At 71.4% G+C, this 16,879-nt stretch carries 13 protein-coding genes and 1 pseudogene; 6 read left to right on the forward strand and 8 right to left on the reverse strand.

All coding sequences use genetic code 11. From position 1 onward, the window contains the following. Nucleotides 1–181 precede the first annotated feature (181 nt). On the forward strand, nucleotides 182–985 hold the full coding sequence (locus H504_RS0106545; protein WP_026422118.1) for a hypothetical protein: 804 nt from the start codon (nucleotides 182–184) through the stop codon (nucleotides 983–985). 61 nt (nucleotides 986–1,046) lie between these two features. Next, nucleotides 1,047–3,236 carry an NB-ARC domain-containing protein gene (locus tag H504_RS40885; protein WP_051385562.1) on the forward strand — a complete coding sequence of 730 codons (2,190 nt, stop codon included), beginning with the start codon at nucleotides 1,047–1,049 and terminating at the stop codon, nucleotides 3,234–3,236. Between the two features lie 34 nt (nucleotides 3,237–3,270). Here H504_RS40885 and H504_RS0106555 read toward each other — a convergent pair whose 3' ends face one another. Genes H504_RS0106555 through H504_RS0106575 form a run of 5 tightly spaced genes read right to left on the reverse strand, consistent with a single transcriptional unit; the run spans nucleotide 3,271 to nucleotide 11,402 of the window. Continuing rightward, entirely contained in the window at nucleotides 3,271–4,644 is a 1,374-nt protein-coding gene (locus tag H504_RS0106555) for a condensation domain-containing protein (protein WP_026422119.1), read from the reverse strand. Continuing rightward, on the reverse strand, nucleotides 4,641–5,990 hold the full coding sequence (locus H504_RS0106560; protein WP_026422120.1) for an MATE family efflux transporter: 1,350 nt from the start codon (nucleotides 5,988–5,990) through the stop codon (nucleotides 4,641–4,643). Before H504_RS0106560 ends, H504_RS0106555 begins: the two co-directional genes overlap by 4 nt. Then, on the reverse strand, nucleotides 5,990–9,571 hold the full coding sequence (locus H504_RS38465) for a type I polyketide synthase (protein WP_026422121.1): 3,582 nt from the start codon (nucleotides 9,569–9,571) through the stop codon (nucleotides 5,990–5,992). Before H504_RS38465 ends, H504_RS0106560 begins: the two co-directional genes overlap by 1 nt. A 14-nt stretch (nucleotides 9,572–9,585) precedes the next feature. Continuing rightward, nucleotides 9,586–10,407: an ACP S-malonyltransferase gene (locus H504_RS0106570; RefSeq protein WP_026422122.1), complete on the reverse strand. Its 822-nt coding sequence runs from the start codon at nucleotides 10,405–10,407 to the stop codon at nucleotides 9,586–9,588. Nucleotides 10,408–10,427: 20 nt separating this feature from the next. Continuing rightward, nucleotides 10,428–11,402 (reverse strand): ACP S-malonyltransferase, encoded by a 975-nt coding sequence (locus tag H504_RS0106575; RefSeq protein ID WP_035303423.1) that lies wholly within the window; start codon nucleotides 11,400–11,402, stop codon nucleotides 10,428–10,430. Between the two features lie 759 nt (nucleotides 11,403–12,161). Here H504_RS0106575 and H504_RS33680 point away from each other — a divergent pair. From H504_RS33680 to H504_RS42855, 3 genes are all read left to right on the forward strand, one after another. Beyond that, complete coding sequence (locus H504_RS33680) at nucleotides 12,162–13,040, forward strand: MerR family transcriptional regulator (protein ID WP_169735336.1); 879 nt, start codon at nucleotides 12,162–12,164, stop codon at nucleotides 13,038–13,040. A 113-nt stretch (nucleotides 13,041–13,153) separates the two neighbouring features. Then, complete coding sequence (locus tag H504_RS0106585) at nucleotides 13,154–14,077, forward strand: NADP-dependent oxidoreductase (RefSeq protein WP_035303424.1); 924 nt, start codon at nucleotides 13,154–13,156, stop codon at nucleotides 14,075–14,077. A 159-nt stretch (nucleotides 14,078–14,236) separates the two neighbouring features. Next, complete coding sequence (locus H504_RS42855; protein ID WP_245614089.1) at nucleotides 14,237–14,404, forward strand: zinc-binding dehydrogenase; 168 nt, start codon at nucleotides 14,237–14,239, stop codon at nucleotides 14,402–14,404. A gap of 41 nt (nucleotides 14,405–14,445) precedes the next feature. Here the strand turns inward: H504_RS42855 and H504_RS0106595 are convergent, their stop codons facing one another. Next, nucleotides 14,446–15,273: an SDR family oxidoreductase gene (locus H504_RS0106595; protein ID WP_026422125.1), complete on the reverse strand. Its 828-nt coding sequence runs from the start codon at nucleotides 15,271–15,273 to the stop codon at nucleotides 14,446–14,448. Continuing rightward, on the reverse strand, nucleotides 15,270–15,632 hold the full coding sequence (locus H504_RS0106600) for a hypothetical protein (RefSeq protein WP_157440250.1): 363 nt from the start codon (nucleotides 15,630–15,632) through the stop codon (nucleotides 15,270–15,272). The genes H504_RS0106595 and H504_RS0106600 overlap by 4 nt, the downstream gene beginning before the upstream one ends. A 111-nt stretch (nucleotides 15,633–15,743) precedes the next feature. Here H504_RS0106600 and H504_RS0106605 point away from each other — a divergent pair, with 111 nt between their 5' ends. Next, nucleotides 15,744–16,604, forward strand: coding sequence for a LysR family transcriptional regulator (locus H504_RS0106605; RefSeq protein ID WP_026422127.1), 861 nt, complete (start codon nucleotides 15,744–15,746; stop codon nucleotides 16,602–16,604). On the opposite strand, the pseudogene H504_RS43965 reads toward H504_RS0106605, so the two are convergent. Continuing rightward, a pseudogene (locus tag H504_RS43965) lies at nucleotides 16,496–16,858 on the reverse strand (Scr1 family TA system antitoxin-like transcriptional regulator); the annotation flags it as partial. The gene H504_RS0106605 and the pseudogene H504_RS43965 sit on opposite strands and share 109 nt — an antisense overlap. Nucleotides 16,859–16,879: the final 21 nt, after the last annotated feature.

Below are 16,879 nucleotides of genomic sequence, written 5' to 3' on the forward strand. Positions count from 1 at the left end.
TTGCCGTCCAGCAGGTAATTCCCTTTCCGGCCACCCACCCGTACCAACAACCGCCCACGCACCAATCCGCTTGCCGGCGGGCTCCGAAGGCAGAGCCGTCACCGATTGTCTGCCGCTGTGGGGTAACGCTCGGCGCCTGTGACCGATGCAGTGATCGGTTCCCGTGGGCAGGAGATGGATGATGAGCGCGACCCCGCAGGCCCGGCCGCAGGTGGGCAACTACTTCCGTTTCCTGCTCCCGGACGGCTGGACCGTTCAGGAGAACGCCAACATGCTGTGCCTGAACTCCCCCGACCAGCAGGCCGCGATCATGACCGTCGGCCTGGTCGGCCTGTTCCAGCCGTTCAGCCCGGACCAGTTCGTCGACTACGCGATGCGGATGCAGGGGATGCCGGTCGCCGCGTGGCATTCCGGGCGGCCGATCCCGCCGCCGCCCGGGACGACGGCGGCGGGGTTGTTCGAGGTGACCTACGTGATCGGACAGGTGGCCTGTCACGCCGTGGTCGTGTCGCACGTGACCCATGGTTACGGGCAGTGCAACGCGTCGATCACGATGGCGGCGGCTCAGGTGCCGTCCTGGCCCGCGTACCGCGAGTGGCTGCCCGATGTCGCCGCCCAGGTGGCGCCCGCTGGGTCGCAGACCTACGGGGCGGGTGCGCTGGCTCGGCAGAACCTGAACAACTCGATCGCGTTGGGGGAGCGGTTCCACGAGGTCAACGACTACAGCAGGCGACAGTGGCAGGGCGTCGTCGACCAGCGTTGGCAGTCCGATGAGCGCCGCAACTTCGAGTTCCGCGAGGCCTTGGGCAACGTCGACACCCGGGTCAACCCGTACGACGACAACCGGCCGATCGAGCTGAGCACCCAGTACCGCTTCTACTGGGTCAACCGCCAAGGCGAGATCCGCGGCAGCGACGACCCCAACTACGACCCCCGGATCGGCTCGACCGACGACTGGACCACCATGCCCCGCTACCAGCCGTAGTCCTCTGTGGACACCTGATGTCCCCGTGGTGACCGGGCCGCCTCGGTGCGACACTGGGGTCGTGGCGGACAGTCCTGATTCCTACGGGCGTCACGTCGTCAACCGGATCGACGGTGACGTGCGGGGCTCGGCTGTCCAGATCGGTTTCCTCGACATCGGCGCGCACTACCACGCGGCGCCGCGCGCACCGGCGGAGTGGCCGCACCAGGTCGGTGTGATCCCGCCGCGCGCCCTGGCCTTCCAGCACCGCCCCGAGGTCGACCGCCTGCGGGCGGCGCCCGGCGGCACCCGGTTGCTGACCGGCACCGGCGGCGTCGGCAAGACCCAACTGGCCGCCGACCACGCCCGGAACCTGTGGGCGCAGGGCGAGTTGGACGTGCTGGTGTGGATCAGCGCGAGCAGCCGCCAGGCCATCGTGGCGGGGTACGCGCAGGCCGGTCTGGAGGTGCTCGCGGCGGACCCGGATCAGGCCGCGCGGGCGTTCCTGGCCTGGTTGGAGCCCAAGGCCGGTCAGCGGCCGTGCCGGTGGCTGGTCGTCCTCGACGACCTCGCCGACCCGGCTGACCTGCGCGGACTGTGGCCGCCGAACAGTCCACACGGTCGTACCGTGGTCACCACCCGCCGCCGGGACGCCGCCCTGCTCGGAGCGGGCAGGCACGTGCTTCCGGTGGGCCTGTTCACGCCATGGGACGCCGCCGCCTACCTCGGGTCCGTGCTCGCGGCCCACGACCGCCGCGAACCCGTCGACCAGGTTGACGGGCTGGCCGCGGACCTGGCGTACCTGCCGCTCGGCCTCGCCCAGGCCGCCGCGTACCTCGTCGACGCCGGGCTTGGCTGCGCCGACTACCGCCGCCTGCTCGCCGACCGGATTCGCAAGCTCGCCCACCTGCTGCCCGAGCCGGGTGCGCTGCCCGACGACCAGGTGGCCACCGTGGCCGCCACCTGGTCGCTGTCCATCGAACGCGCCGACCTGCTGCGGCCCGTCGGACTGGCCCGTCCCGTGCTCGAACTGGCGGCGATGCTCGACTCCAACGGCATCCCGCAGGCCGTGTTCACCGGCCTCGCCGTGAACCGGTACCTCCGCCGCCGGGCGGGTGACGACGACGCGGTCGGTGCTCTGCGCGTGCTGCACCGGCTCAGCCTCATCGACCACCACCCCGACACCCCGCTCCGCGCCGTCCGGGTGCACCACCTCATCCAGCGCGCCACCCGGGACGCCCTCGACCAGCGCGACGAACTCGCCGTCACCGCCGGTAAGGCCCTGGACTGGGACTGGCCCGACGACCCGAGCCGCGACGCCGCCCAGATCCAGATCGCCAACATCGACGCGCTCGTCGCCCACGGCGAAGACGCCCTCTGGGACGGGGAACGCAGGCAGGTCTTCGTGATGAAAGGACGCGAACTGGGCGCACTCGGCCTGTTCGCCGCCGCCGAACGCCACTTCCACCAGCTCGCCGCCGCCTCGCACCGCCGCCTCGGCCCGGATCACCACGACACCCTCGCCGCCCGCAGCTACCACGCCGAATGGCGAGGTCGGGCAGGCGACCCGGCGGGCGCCGCCGCCGAACTGGCCGACATCCTCGTCGACCGGGAACGGGTCCAGGGGCGGGCCATCGACTCGATCGAGGTCCGCACCGCGCACAGCCACCTCGCCCACTGGCAGGGTCAGGCCGGCGACCCCGCAGGCGCGGTCGCCACCATCGCCGAGGTCGTCGCCGCCCAGCGCGCGGGTGCCCTCCGCACCCTGACCGACACCGCCATCCGCGAGTTCTTCACGCTCTCGCGGCGGCTCGCCAGTTGGCGGGGAGCCGCAGGCGACCCGGCCCGCGCGGTCGCCGACCTCACCGCGATCCTGGCCGAGTACCCCCGCGCCCGCCAGGGGTTCGTCGACACCGTCCGACACCCCCGCGCCCACTGGCGGGGTGTGTCCGGCGACCCGACGGGCGCCATGGTCGAACTCGCCGAGCTCCTGGCCGAGCAGGAACGAGCCCTGGGACCGGACCACCTCGAAGTCCTGGTACTCAGACACCACCACGCCCACTGGCGCGGAGTCACCGGCGACCCAACAGGCGCGGCGGCTGAACTCGCCGGGGTACTGGCCGACCGGGACCGACTCCTCGGCCCCACCCACAGCCACACCCGAATGACCCGAGCCCACCTCTCGTACTGGCACGACGCGGCGACGCACCCAGCCGAAGCCGCCCCATCCACCCGGTTGCTGCCCGAGTTGCAGCAGACTTTGAGCCCGTAGTGACTCACTTCGCGCAGCCGCTGGGCAACCATGCTCAAGGTGAGGTGGCGTTCTCGACCGTCAAGTCCCGCACACGGTCCAGCGACACGTCTGCTTCGGCCAGTTCGACGGCTACTCGTTCGAAGGTCAGCAGGAAGGCGGCGATGCCTGGGCGGGGGAGGATGGCGGTGTCGACCATGGCGCCGAGGAGGATTCGGTGGGGTGTGCCGCGGATGTCCAGGTAGATGGCCATGTTCTCCGCGTCGGAGACGGCGGGCCAGGTGAGGGCGGAGGGGGACGGGTCGGCCGAGGTGCGTCCTTTGTGGAGGGTTGACCACATGTCGTTGAACTGGACGCCGGGGGCCAGGTCTCGGCCTGACGTGCGGATGACCTCCCGCGCGGAGCGGTTGTCGTAGCGGGAGTGGGTGATGGCCAGGGTCATGGTCCGGGCCGCGACTTCCAGCATGGTGGACAGTGACTCGCCGGTCAGGTCGGTGACGGTGTGTACGACCTGGTTCAGCGTGGTGGTGGCGGCGGCGATGTCCGGGGTGGTGCGGTTGCTCTGCATGATGTCCAGGCGCAGCAAGGGGTCTGGCCAGAAGCAGCGCACCAGCGCGGAGGTGATGGCCAACAGGACCACCGACGTGCTGGTTCGGCAGCGACGCGCCGCGCGGCGGACCGCCACCGCCAGGATGTCCGACTCCAGGTTCGCGCCGATGAAACGGGGGGACTCCGGCACCGCCTGGGGGGTGATCGGGTCGGGCATCCGGTCGAGCACCGACCGCAGGTGCCGGACGGCGTCGATGTTGCGGCGTTGTCCGTCCGGGGACCGCTCGGCGAGGGCGATGTCCAAGGGCTGCAACGCTTGTCGCGCTGGGGGGAGCGGAGTGCCTGCGGCTTTGGCGTCGAGCATCGCGGTCAGTTCGCGGACCAGGGCCTCGGTCGCGGTGAAGTCCGCGGCCAGGTGCGACAAGGCGAACGCGATGACCACTGGGATACCGTCGTGCAGGGCCACCGACAGTCGCAAGGGGAGTTCCCGCGAGTGGTCAAGCGCTTGCGCCGTGCCGCGTTCCCAGCAGGTGTCCACGATGTCGCCGAACTGGACCGGGTCGTCGGCGGGGCGGTCGTAGACGTCGATCGACAGCGTGCCGGACGCCAGTACCCGCTGGGTCGGTTCGCCGCCGGGTCGCTGGTCGACGAGTGTGCGCAGCGATTCGTGTCGCAGCAGCAGTTCGCCGACGACGTCCAGCACATCACCCAGTTCCAGCAGCAGCGGGACCGGCAGCCAGCGGGTCAAGAAGAAGAACGGTTTCACCTGCGGATACCACAAACTCAGACTGTCCCATGTGCCCTGTTGACCCCAGCAGAGCGGACCGGACCGCGCGGTGCCGCCGTGGAACTCCACGGTGGCGCGGCTCTCGGTGATCACGACGGCAAGGCCTCCTCAAGGGCGGGCGCGGTGAACAGCACGCGGCGCAGGCACAGCACCGAGTACGTGAGCCCGGCGGTCCAGCCGACCACCACCGCCCACATGACCGCCTCGATGCCGAACACGCTGTGGAACAGGTAGGCGAACGGGATCTGCACCAGCAGGAACGCGATCACCGTGCAGATCAGCGGGGCGGTGGTGCGGCGGGCGCCGTTGAGGTAGCCGTGCAGCACCACCATCAGCGTGTAGAGCGCCAGGAACGGGTAGATGATCACCAGGTACCGCTCGGTCAGCGCCCGGGTCGCCGGGTCGTCGGTGAAGATCGCGGCGATCGGGCCGCGGGCCACCAAGACCACCGCGGCGGTGACGACGGTGAGCGCCGCGGTCAGGCCGAGCGTGCGGGTGAGCCCGGTCCGCGCCCGGCGTTCGTCGCCCGCGCCGAGGTTCTGCGCGGTGAACGCGGTGATCGCGCCGGAGAAGTCCAGGAACAGCATGGCGGTGAACTGCTCCACTCTGGACACGATGCTGAACGCGGCCAGCACCACCGGCCCGAACGCCTGGATGATCCAGACCAGCACCATGATCCCGACCGCCAGGATGATGTGCTGGCTGGCCAGCGGGAACCCCAGCCGCACGGCGCCGGTCAGTTCGCGGCGCAGCGCGGGCCGGCCGCCGGTGCGCGCCACCGGGTACTTGCGCGCCGCCACCACCAGCCCGACGACCAGCGCCGCGGTGGACGAGGTCGCCGTCGCCAGCGCGGCACCGGCGATCCCCATGTCCCACCCGGCGACCAGCAGCAACACCAGCACCGCGTTGGTGACGCTGCCGAAGCCCGCCACCCACAGCGCCGCCCGCGAGTCGCCGAGGCCGCGCAGGTAGGCGCTCACCGCCGCCGAGCCGAAGATGCCCGGGAAGCCGATCGACAGCGTGCTGATGAACACCGCGCCGTCGTCCGCGACCTGCCCGTGCAGGCCCATCAGCGCCAGCGCCGGGTTGACCAGCGCCGTCGCCACCAGCACGCAGCCCACCGACCACACCGCGGTGACCAGCGCCAGCGACAGCACGACCCCGCGCCGGGCGTCGGCGTCGCCTGCGCCGCGCAGGTGCGCCAGCCGGATGGTGAACGCCGTGCCCAGCCCGATGAACATGGCGTTGAGCAGGTAGAACAGCGGGCCCGCCGCGCCGATCGCGGCCAGTCCGCCGACCCCGGTCCAGTGCCCGACGACGATGCCGTCGACCAGCACGTAACCCTGTTGCAGCAGGTTCGCCGCGGTCAGCGGGAGGGCGAAGCCGAGCACCTTGCGCAGCGGCGGCCCGGTGGTCATGTCCGTGGCGTCGCCCGACATCAGGCCGCCTCGGGGTTCAGCTCGGCGAACGCGACCAGTTCCTCGATGTGGTAGGCGATCTCGCTGGTCGTGCGGTCGGCCAGCAGGTCGGCGACGTCGTAGCCCACGCCGTGCACCGTGGCGATCGTGCCTGCCACCGTCGCCGCCATGATCGAGTCGCCGCCGAGGTCGAAGAAGTCGGCCTCCACGTCCAGTTCCGGGTAGCCGAAGGCGAGCGCGAGGCACTGCGCGACCGTCCGCTCGACGTCGGTGAACTCCTCGCGGCCGGTCAGTTCGACCTCGACCGCGGCGACCGTCGCCTTGGTCTTGTCCGCCGCCGCGCGCAGCCGTTCCGCCAGGGCGTGCATCTCCTTCTCCACTTTGGCCTCGATGTCGGCGGACAGCGCGACGTCGTAGGACCGCAGCAGGTGGATTAGTTCGCCGCGGTAGTTCAGCTCGCCCGCGAACAACCGGGACCGCCGCGACCGCAGGCCCGCGTCGAGCACGTCGAGCCCGGTGGTCGTGGGCAGGGCCTTGAACATGGTGTCGCCGTTGGTGCCGAAGTCGACCGCCATGCCGATTTCCTTCCACGCCACCCAGTCCAGCGCGATGACGTGGCAGGGACCGCCCGCCTGGGCGCGCGCCAAGTTGTCCAGGTAGTAGTTGGCGGCGGCGTAGTCGGCCTGGCCGGGCGCGGGGAACACCGACGCGACCGAGGAGAAGTGCGCGATGAAGTCCGGCCGGTCGGCCTGGGTGAGCTGGTCGAGCACGAAGGCCGCGTGCAACTTCGCCCGAACGACTGCGTCGAAGTCCGCGCGCTCGCGGAACATCACCGTGCTGCCGCCGGGCAGACCCGCAGCGTGCACGACGCCGTCGATGCGGCCGTGGTCGCGTTGGATTCCCGTGATGGCGGCACCGAACGCGGCCGGATCACCCGCGTCCGCCGCGACGACGTGCACCCGGGCGCCGGTCTGCTCCACCTCGCGGACGGCGGCGACGCGCTTGGCCACCGCGGACCCGCTCGGCACCGCCGACACATCGTTCCACTGCTCGCGCGGCGGCAGCCCGGACCGGCTCAGCAGCACCAGGTCGATGTCCGGCTGGGTGTTGGCGAACCGCGCGGCGACGGCGAGGCCGAGTGCCCCGGTGCCGCCGGTGATCAGGTACGTGCCGCCCGCCCGCAAGTGCTCGACCTTTGCTGTGTCCAATTCGGACACTTCAACGAACACCTCGCGCAGCCGCTGGTCGCCGCGCAGCACGGACAGCCCGCGCTCCTCGGACAGCACCTCCGCCCGCAGCGCCGCCGGGGACACCGCCGGGTCCACGTCGATGTGGCTCACCTTGATGTACGGGTATTCGCGCTCCACGACCTTGCCGAACCCGACCAGCGCCGCGTTCTCCGGCACCACCTGCTCACCCGGCGTCGCGCACACCGCCGTCCGGGTGAGTACCACCAGCCGGGTCTTCACCCCCGCCGCCATCAGCGACTTGGTCAGTTGGAACAGGCCGTCCAGGTTCTTCGCCACCCGGCTGTCCACTGCAGACACATCCAGCGCGGCCTTCTCCTCGAACGCGGTCGCGTGCACGACATGCGTGACGCCGGCATCGACCAGCCGGGCGAGTTGGTCGCAGGCGACGGGGTCGTTCGGCTGGAACGGCACGCCGCCGGGTTCGACGGGTTCGCCGAGCCGGATGAACCGCACGTCACCCAACCCGGCCGCCACCAGGACGTCCTCGGCGTCGGTATCCGGGTCCACGACCGCGAGCACCTTGGCCGCGACGTTCGACACCGCGTGCGCCGGGACCTCGCGGAACTCCACGTCGTGGGTGACCGGGTGCCGCTCGTCGTTCGTGGTCAGGTTCATCGTGTCCCGCCACGTGTCCGGGAACTGCACCCACGCCAGGGCCTCGTCGAACACGTAGCCGGGCAGCCGCACGACCCGCGCCTGCCGGTCCTCAGTGGACGCCAGGTCCACCGAGCCGTCGCGCAGGAACGCGGTCGCCCGTTCGCCCAGCGGGCCGTCCGGCAGCGGGTCGCGCCGCTCCACCAGCAGGCCCGCCAACTGACGGCGCAGGTCGGCGGCGTCGGTGACGACCAGCGCGACGCGGTGCCGGTGCCCGGCGCGGGACACCCGGGTCGTGTGGCAGACGTCGGCGATGTCCACACCGTCGAGCCCGCCCGCGTCGATGAACGCGATGTGCCGCTCCACGATCCCGGTCAGCGACTTGATCGTCGCCGCGCTGAGCACGAACAGTTGCGGCCCGGTGGACGCGGGCCGGTCGTCCACCGCGACGTATTCCTCCAGCACGGCGTGCGCGTTGGTGCCGCCCAGGCCGAACGCGCTCACACCCGCGCGGCGCGGTCCCTCGGACTCCCACGGCAGCAGCTCGGTGGGCAGGTACAGCGGGCCGGAGGTGAAATCCAGCTTCGGGTTCGGCGTCCGGTAGTTGGCCTGCGGCGGGATCATCCCGTTGCGCAGCACCGCGATCGCCTTGATCAACCCGATCACGCCGGACCCCTCGAACAGGTGGCCGACGTTGGCCTTCACCGTGCCCACGGCGCAGAACTGCCGGTCGGTGGTGTGCCGGGCGAACGCGCGCTTGATGCCCTCGTGCTCGATCGGGTCGCCGACCCGGGTCGCCGTGCCGTGCGCCTCGAAGTACCCGATGCCGCGCGGGTCGACCCCGGCGTTGCGCCACGCGCTCACCAGCAGCTCGGCCTGAGAGTCGCTGTCCGGGTTGGTGATCCCCTCGGTGTTGCCGTCGTGGTTGACCGCGCTGCCCTTGAGCACCGCGTACACCTGGTCGCCGTCGGCCAGCGCCCGGTCCAGCCGCTTGAGCACCACCGCGCCCGAGCCCTCGCCGAACCCGGTGCCATCGGCCGCCTCGTCGAAGGTGCGGGTGACCCCGTCCGACGACTCGATGCCGATGTTCGAGTGCCGGTGCTTGACCGGTGCGAACACGATCCGCGCCCCACCGACCACGGCCAGGTCGCAGTCGCCCAACAACAGCGCGTTCTTGGCCTGGTGCACCGCGACCAGCGTCGCCGAACACGCGGTGTCCACCACCATGCTCGGCCCGCGCAGGTCGAGGAAGTGCGAGAGCCGGTTGGCCAGCATCGCCGGGATGTTGCCGGTGATCGCCTGCTGGCCCACCGACGGGTCGACCCGGCTGATGTAGTCCAGGTAGGTCGACCCCGGGTTGACCGCGAAGCCGACGAACACGCCGGTCCGGCTGCCGCGCAACCGGTCCAGCGAGTAGCCCGCGTCCTCGAACGCCAGGTACATGGCGCGCAGCACCATCCGGTGGTGCGGGTCGGTCAGCGTCGCCTGCCGCGGGTTCATGCCGAACGCGGTGTGGTCGAAGTGGTCGACGGTGTCCAGGAAGTAGCCGTTGTGGTACTCCACATCCGGCTCGTCCAACGGGTCGATGCTGGTGGCGCGCAGGTACGAGATGTACTCGGCCAGCTTGCCCCTGCGGTCGACCGGGAACGGCCGCGCCGTGCCCGACCCGGTGCTGATCAGCCGCCACAGCTCGTCGAGCCCGGACGCGCCCGGCAGGTCGACCGACAAGCCGACCACCGCGATGTCGTTGTTCCCCATGTTCGCCTGCGCCCCTAGTGGATCCGGGTGACCAGCGCGGTCACCGTCTTGCCGTTGACCTCGTCGAACTCCGTGACACCCAGCGCGCGCAGGGTGTGCACCACGCGCACCCACGCGACCGGCTCGGCCAGTTGGCGGGCCAGCAGCCCCGCCCCGTCAGCCGGGTCGAACAACTCACCGGTGACGCTGGAGACCACCGGGATCGCGGCGGGCGCGAACACCTGCCTGGCCAGCACCGCGTGGAACTCCGCGGCGGCGGGCGCCATCAGCGGCGTGTGGAACGGGCCGCTCACGTTCAGCGGCACCACCCGCGCGCCGGGCAGCCCGGCGATCGCCTTGCCCGCCACCGCCAGTTCGGCCCGGTCACCCGCGATCGTGGTCTGCGTGTCGGCGTTGAGGTTCGCCACGAACACGTTGGGCAGCCCGGTCTCGGCGAGCGCGCGCCGGACGAACGCGGCGGGCACGCCCTGCACGGCGGACATGCCGCCGCCGGTGACGCCCGCCATCAGCTCGGCCCGCCGCACCACCAGCGCCAGCCCGTCGGCCAGGCTGAGCACGCCCGCCGCGACCAGCGCGTTGTACTCGCCGAGGCTGTGCCCGGCGACGCACTCCGGGGCGGCCTGTTCGAGGCCCATGAGCGCGTTGACGAAGAACACGGCGGGCTGGGCGTACCGGGTGTCGCGCAGCCGCCGCAGCGGGTCGCGCACGCACAGCTCCTCGATGGAGCAGCCCAGCACCTCGTCGGCCAGCGCGGTCGCCTCGGGGTGGCGGGCGAACAGGTCCGACCCCATCCCGCGCTTCTGCACGCCTTGACCCGGGAACAGCAGACAACGCACGGTTTCGCTCCTTCTCCAGCTCAGCGGGCTTGTCGCAACGGTTCGACGCGGACGGCGCGCAGGCACTCGCGGGCGAACCGGCGGGCACCCGGCCCGGGGCCCGCGTCCAGCACCCGGTCGGCCGCCGAGTCGGTGACGGCGCGCGCCACCGCGCCCGCCCAGTCGTTGGGGCGCGCGAAGACCTGGTCCAGGTACTCGGTCACCAGGTCGTCGGCGCCGCGCAGGTCGTGCCCGCCGTCGGCGGCGTAGACCGGCAGCGCCAGGTCGCCGGGGCGGGGGAGTGGGCCGATCGCGGGCAGGTCGGCGCGCACCAGCGCGGGCAGCCCGGCCAGCAGCGGGCTGTGGAACGGGATCGTCGTGGGCAGGTCGGTCCAGGTCACCGTCGACCGGGTGAACGGCGTCGTGTGGCGCAGCGCGCGCAGGTCGGCGGGCGGGCCGCTGAGCACGTGCGCGGTGGGGGTGTTGACCAGGCCGACGCACACGGTGGGGTGGTCGACCAGCGCGTCCCGCAGGTCCGCCGTGGTCAGGCCGGTGACGGCGCTCATCGGGGCGCCTGAGTCGGCGGAGAGTTGTTGCGCGCGAGCCAGGCTGACCACCACCAGCTTGACCGAAGCCGTTGCCAGCGCGAAGAAGTCGTCCATTCGGCGGTTGTGGACCCCCGCCACGATCGCGGCCTGCAACCCGATGCTGTGCCCGAGCGCGCCGACCACGTCGTCCGGCAGCGCCCCCGGCTGCAGCCCGCCGAGTTGGCGCAGGTGCACCAGGACGCCGGTCGCGGTCGAGTCGAGCACCGGCGGTTCCAGGCCGTCCAGCCACTTCTCCACCGGCAGACCACCGGGCAGCGCGGGCCCGAGGTATTCCACCATCTCGTCCAGCGCGCGGTGCACCGAATGGAAGAACGCGGCATTCGCCGGGTTTCGACGAGCCTGTCGCAAAGCGGGAATCAACGCCTCGTTCCGTGCACCGAGGCCGTCGAACAGGACAAGCGAGCGCATCGCACCCTTACCATTTTCCGACAATAGGGGGTCGACCGGAAACACGTGGTGAACACGGTGTTTCGGCCGGTCGGGCCGCAACGACGGGGTAACCGGGTATTCATCGGGAGATGGTGACAGCGCTACCAAAACCCGTGCCGCACCGGTTGTTGCCATTCCCGGATGGGTGGCGCAGCGGTATTCCGGCCGGATTCTCCTTGGTCCGACCGCAGTTTCAAGGACGGTCAGTACGCTAATGCCGGGATACCCGGTAGACAATTACCGACGTCGGCTATCCACCCGAACGGCTTAAATCATCACCGAATGTCACCGGCCGGTCAGCGCGGGTGCGGTTGTGGGAAACTTTCCGGCTCTTGTTAGGATTGGTTGTCGCCGGTTCGGGTCGTACGCGGCACGTGTCAACCCCGGCCATCCCCGGGTCGCTCCCGGGTCATCCCGTGTGGACGGGGTCGGTCCCGGCGCAACGACACGCTGTGCAACGGAAACGCAACGCTTGTCCCGAAAAAACACTTCCGTGTGTCACTCACAAGAGTGACAAGGGGTGTGAGTGCCGGGCAGGCGGACTACAACTGATCCGGCAAGATCGACGCGAGTCGGGGGCCCTGGGTGTCGGGCGCGGTACCCAGGGCGGGTCTCGGTGCTGGTCCGGGGCGGATGGGTTCCGCGACGCACGGGGCGCGTCGCGGAACCCACACACCCGGTCGGAGTTGGAGCGATGGAACCGCGCAGTCAGCAGTGCAGAACGGGAAACCCGCCCCGGTGAGCGTCGACGAGGAGCCGCCCGTGCCGTCCGGCCGCGAGGTACCCGGGTGGACCGCCGGACAGGTCGCGACCAGACTGGGCATCACCGAGTCGACCCTGCGCTCGTGGCACCGCCGGTACGGACTGGAGCCGTACGCGGCGCGGCAGAGCGGCCAACGCCGCTACGGCCCCGACGACGTCGTCCGGCTGACCCGCATGTGCGAACTGGTCAACACCGGCATGCGCCCCGCCGCCGCGGCGGGCCTGCTCAACGGCGCCGCCCCGCTGCGCAACACCCAGGCCGCCGTCGTCACCGCCGCGCGCAAACTGGACACCGGGACCTGCGCCGACCTGCTGATCCAGTCCGTCCACCGCTGGGGTGTCCTGCGCACCTGGGAACGGGTGTGCCGACCGTCGCTGACCGCCGTCGAACGGGCCCAGCGCCGCGACCCGGACTGTGTCGACAACGAACACGCCCTGTCCTGGTCGATGACCGTCGCCATGCACCGCGTCCACCGTCCCCTGCGCGAGGCCGACATCCTGCTGGCCTGCGCCCCCGGCGAACAGCACTCCCTCCCCGTCGAGGCCTTGGCCGCCGCCCTCGCCGAACGCGACATCTCCGCCCGCGTCCTCGGCGCCGCCATGCCCACCCCGGCCCTCGTCCGCGCCGTCACCTCGACCACCCCGCGAACCGTGCTGCTCTGGTCCCACCGCGCCGACCACACCCACCACACCGCCGCGACCGCCATCGCCGACATGGGGCCGCGCCTGCTCATCGCGGGACCGGGTTGGCAGCCCGGGGCCGCCACGTGGGAACACCCCCATTCCCTCGCCACGGCCATCACCATGCTGACCCCCAGCCCATCCCTCGCCGATCTGTCCACCGATCTGGAGTGACCAAGCCGGTCGTATTCCCGGTGCGCGCCACTCGACCGAGGGGTGAGACCCCGTTGTTCGAGCCGTTGTGCTGCCTAATCTCGCGGGCACAGTTCGGATCTTGAGGAGGAACCATGGGTACTTATCGCGCGGTGGAGTTCGGCGAGTACGGCGGTCCCGAGGTGCTGCGGGTCGCCGAACGGGACGTTGTCGAGCCGGGCGCGGGGCAGGTGCGGATCAGGGTGCGGGCGACCGGGATCAACCCGGTCGACTGGAAGATCCGGGCCGGGTTGCTCGCCGCCGTCCGGCCGATCGACTTCCCGTACGTACTCGGCGGTGACGTCGCGGGTGTCGTCGAGGCGGTCGGACCGGACGTCACCACGTTCAGCGTCGGGGACGAGGTGCTGGGTGCCGTTGGTCAGGGCGGTTACGCCGAGGTCGTCGTCGCCGACGTCGCGACGCTGGCCGCCAAGCCCGCCGGGGTCGACTGGCAGGTGGCCGCCGCGCTACCGGTCGCCGCGAACACCACGTACGGGGTCTTCGACCTCATCCGCCCGGTGGCGGGCGAGACGATCGTGATCCACGGTGCCGCGGGCGGGGTCGGCACCGTGGCCGTGCAGATCGCCGTTGACCTGGGACTACGGGTAATCGCCACCGCAAGCGAGTCCAACCACGACTACCTGCGATCCCTCGGCGCCGAGCCGACGACCTACGGCGACGGCCTGGCGGACCGCGTCCGCGCCCTCGCCCCCAACGGCATCGACCTCGCCTACGACGTCGCAGGCCACGGCGCCGCCCCCACCCTGGTCAACCTGGTCGGCACCCCCGACCGCGTCGTCACCATCGCCGACTTCACCGCCACCGAAATCGGCGTCCGCTTCGCCAGCGGCACCGACCCAGCCGCCGTCAGCGCCCGCCTGACCACCGCGGCCGCCCTCGCCGCAGCGGGCAAGCTGACCGTCCCCACCGCCGCCACCTACCCATTGACCGAGGCCGCCGAGGCACACCGGGTCAGCGAGGGTGGTCACGTCCGGGGCAAGCTGATCTTCCTGCCCTGAACCGCCTCTGCCCCGGGGAGTTGCCGTCTCGCGCCGATATCGCGATCTGCACCCGACTTCTCCCCGGGCCGGGCGGCGCTGCGCCAACGGAGGTCCTGCCTAGAACCTGGATCATCTGCACGACGCAGGTCGGTAGGTGGTTTGCCGCAGGTATTCGTAGTGCCCCCTGGGGAGTGGGATGACTCCCATCTCGCTGCGGCCGCCCTCGCCGCAGCGGGCAAGCTGACCGTCCCCACCGCCGCCACCTACCCATTGACCGAGGCCGCCGAGGCGCACCGGGTCAGCGAGGGTGGTCACGTCCGAGGCAAGCTGATCTTCCTGCCCTGAACCGCCTCCAACCCGGGGAGGGCAACCCGGCCATGCCGCCGCTACCGGGTGGGGATGCCGAATGCCGCCGCGTACTCGTGCAGGAAGGCGTTCAGGGGGCGTGGGGGCCTGCCCAGCAAGTGGGCAACGGTGTCATTCGGGTGTTCGGGGTGGGTGGTGGCCATGTGCTGGATCTCCAGCACGTGGTCCACCAGCCAGGGCGGTGCGCCGCGGAGGTCTTCGCGGAGTTCGGTTGGGGTGACGGTGACGCATCGTGCGGGTCGGCCTGCTGCTGTGAGTCGGGCCGCGACATCGGGGTAGGAGATCGCCTCCGGGCCGGTGAGCAGGTGGGTGCCGGTCGTGTCGTGGGTCAGTGCGGCGACGGCTACGTCCGCGACGTCCCGGGCGTCCACCATGTTCAGCGGGGTGTCGCCGGTGGTGGTCGGGAACCAGCCGGTCGCGCGGATGCGGTCGGCGTGGAACAGCAGGTTCTGGAAGAAGGCGTACGGGCGTAGGAACGTGTGCCTGATCCCCGCCGTGCGGATGGCGGTCTCGACGCGGTGGTGCATGCGGGCGATCGCGACCGGTGAGTTGTCGACCTGGGGGGCGGACAGCTTGACCAAGTGGTGAACATGGGCTGCCGCGGCGACCACGCCGAGTTCGATCTCCTCCTGCCGTGGGCCGTTGCCCATGGCCAGGAACACGCCGGTCGCCCCGGTCAGCGCGGCGCGCAGCGAGTCGGGGTCGGCCGCGTCGCCGACGATCTGGTCGATGTGCGCGGGGAGGCGGCCGGGCGTGCGGACGAGTGCCCGGGTCGGCACGCCGCGCGCGCCGAGGGCGTGCAGGACGGCGCGTCCGGTGGTCCCGGTGCCGCCGATGACGACGATCATGAGTTCTTCTTCCGGTTGGAGGTGCGGGCCGCCGTGATGACGCCGCCGAGCACGGCTGACGGCACGGCGTCGAGGAACAAAGTGGACTCGGCCAGTCCGGTGTGGACGAGGGCGAGGCATCCCGCGGCCGCCGCCGCCGCGCACAGGACAGCGGCCACAAGCATGCGGACCACCCGCCGTCCGCCGCGCGGCGCGAAGGTGACCGCGAGCGCGGCGATGGCGGACGGGACGGCGATCGTGGTGAGCGCGGCCGCCGCCAACCGGTGGTCGGCCAGCAGCAGCGCGCTCACGTAGCTCATGGCGGCGGGCATGACGTAGGCCGGGACGACGTTGGCCGCGATCACGGTTGCTCGTGGCACGGATGCTCCTGGGGTTGGCCGGTTTGACGCCTCCAACGCTAAGAGCGTTGCCCTCTCCGCACTAGTGACCGAGTCCCGAACGGACTGTTCCACTGGTGGCACAATGTCCTGGTGGACGAGTTGGGTGACGTGGCGGTCTTCGTTCGGGTCGTGGCGGCGGGGAGCTTCTCCGCCGCCGCCCGCGCGCTGTGGATGCCGAAGTCGACGGTGAGCCGCCGGGTGGCGCGGCTGGAGAACCGGCTGGGTGTGCGGCTGCTGCACCGCACCACCCGGTCGCTGGCGCTGACCGACGCGGGTCGCGCCTACCACGCGCGGGTGTCGGTGGCGTTGTCCGAACTGGACTCGGCGGCGGGCGCGGCGGCGGACAACCGGGAAACCCCGCGCGGACTGGTGCGGATGACCGCGCCGCCGGACGTGGGCGCCGAGGTCCTGCCCGAGCTGCTGGCGGCGTTCCTGGCCCGGTTCCCGGAGGTGCGGGTGGACGTGTCGCTCTCGACGCGGACCGACCTGGTCGACGGCGGGTTCGACCTGGCGCTGCGCGGCACCGGCGGTCGGGGCTCGACCCGGCTCCAGGACACCCGGTTCCGGCTGTTCGCCTCCCCCGTCTACCTGGCGCGCAGGGGAGTCCCGCCACGGCCGGCCGACCTGGCCGGGCACCAGTGCCTGCGCTTCGGGGACGTCGACCAGTGGCTGCTGCACGGGCCGCGCGGGGAGGTGGCGGTGTCGGTGTCGGGTCCGCTGGTCGCCGACGACCTGTCGTTCGTCCGACGGGCGGCGGTGGCCGGGGCCGGGATCGCGCTACTCCCCGAACCGTCGGTGGCCGCGTCGGTCCGGTCGGGTCTGCTGACGCCGGTACTGCCCGATCACCACGCCGAGGGCAGGCCGCTGCACCTGGTGGTGCCGTCCGACCGGCACCTGCCGTCGCGGGTGGCGGTGTTGCGCGACTTCCTGGTGGCGAACTTCCCCCGGTGACCACGTGCGCCCGTGGCCCCGAAAGCCGATGTCGGGATCTGCGGCGAAGAGGTAGACGCGCAGGGTGACACCTTGGCGCTCGCCGGCCGCGAGCAGCGCGCCAATTGGTCCTCTCGCTCGGTCAGGATGTCCTGGCGCTTGAGCCGGAGCTGGACCCGCTTCTCCCGTTCGATGTCGTCATCGCGGGGGTAGATCGCGCGGAACAGCTCCCGCGCGTACTCCTCGGTCTGGAACATGCCGGGGAACGTCGACTGGACGTAGTACCGAAAGCCGAC

This window comes from Actinokineospora inagensis DSM 44258 (assembly GCF_000482865.1).
In the GTDB taxonomy this organism is placed as follows: domain Bacteria; phylum Actinomycetota; class Actinomycetes; order Mycobacteriales; family Pseudonocardiaceae; genus Actinokineospora; species Actinokineospora inagensis.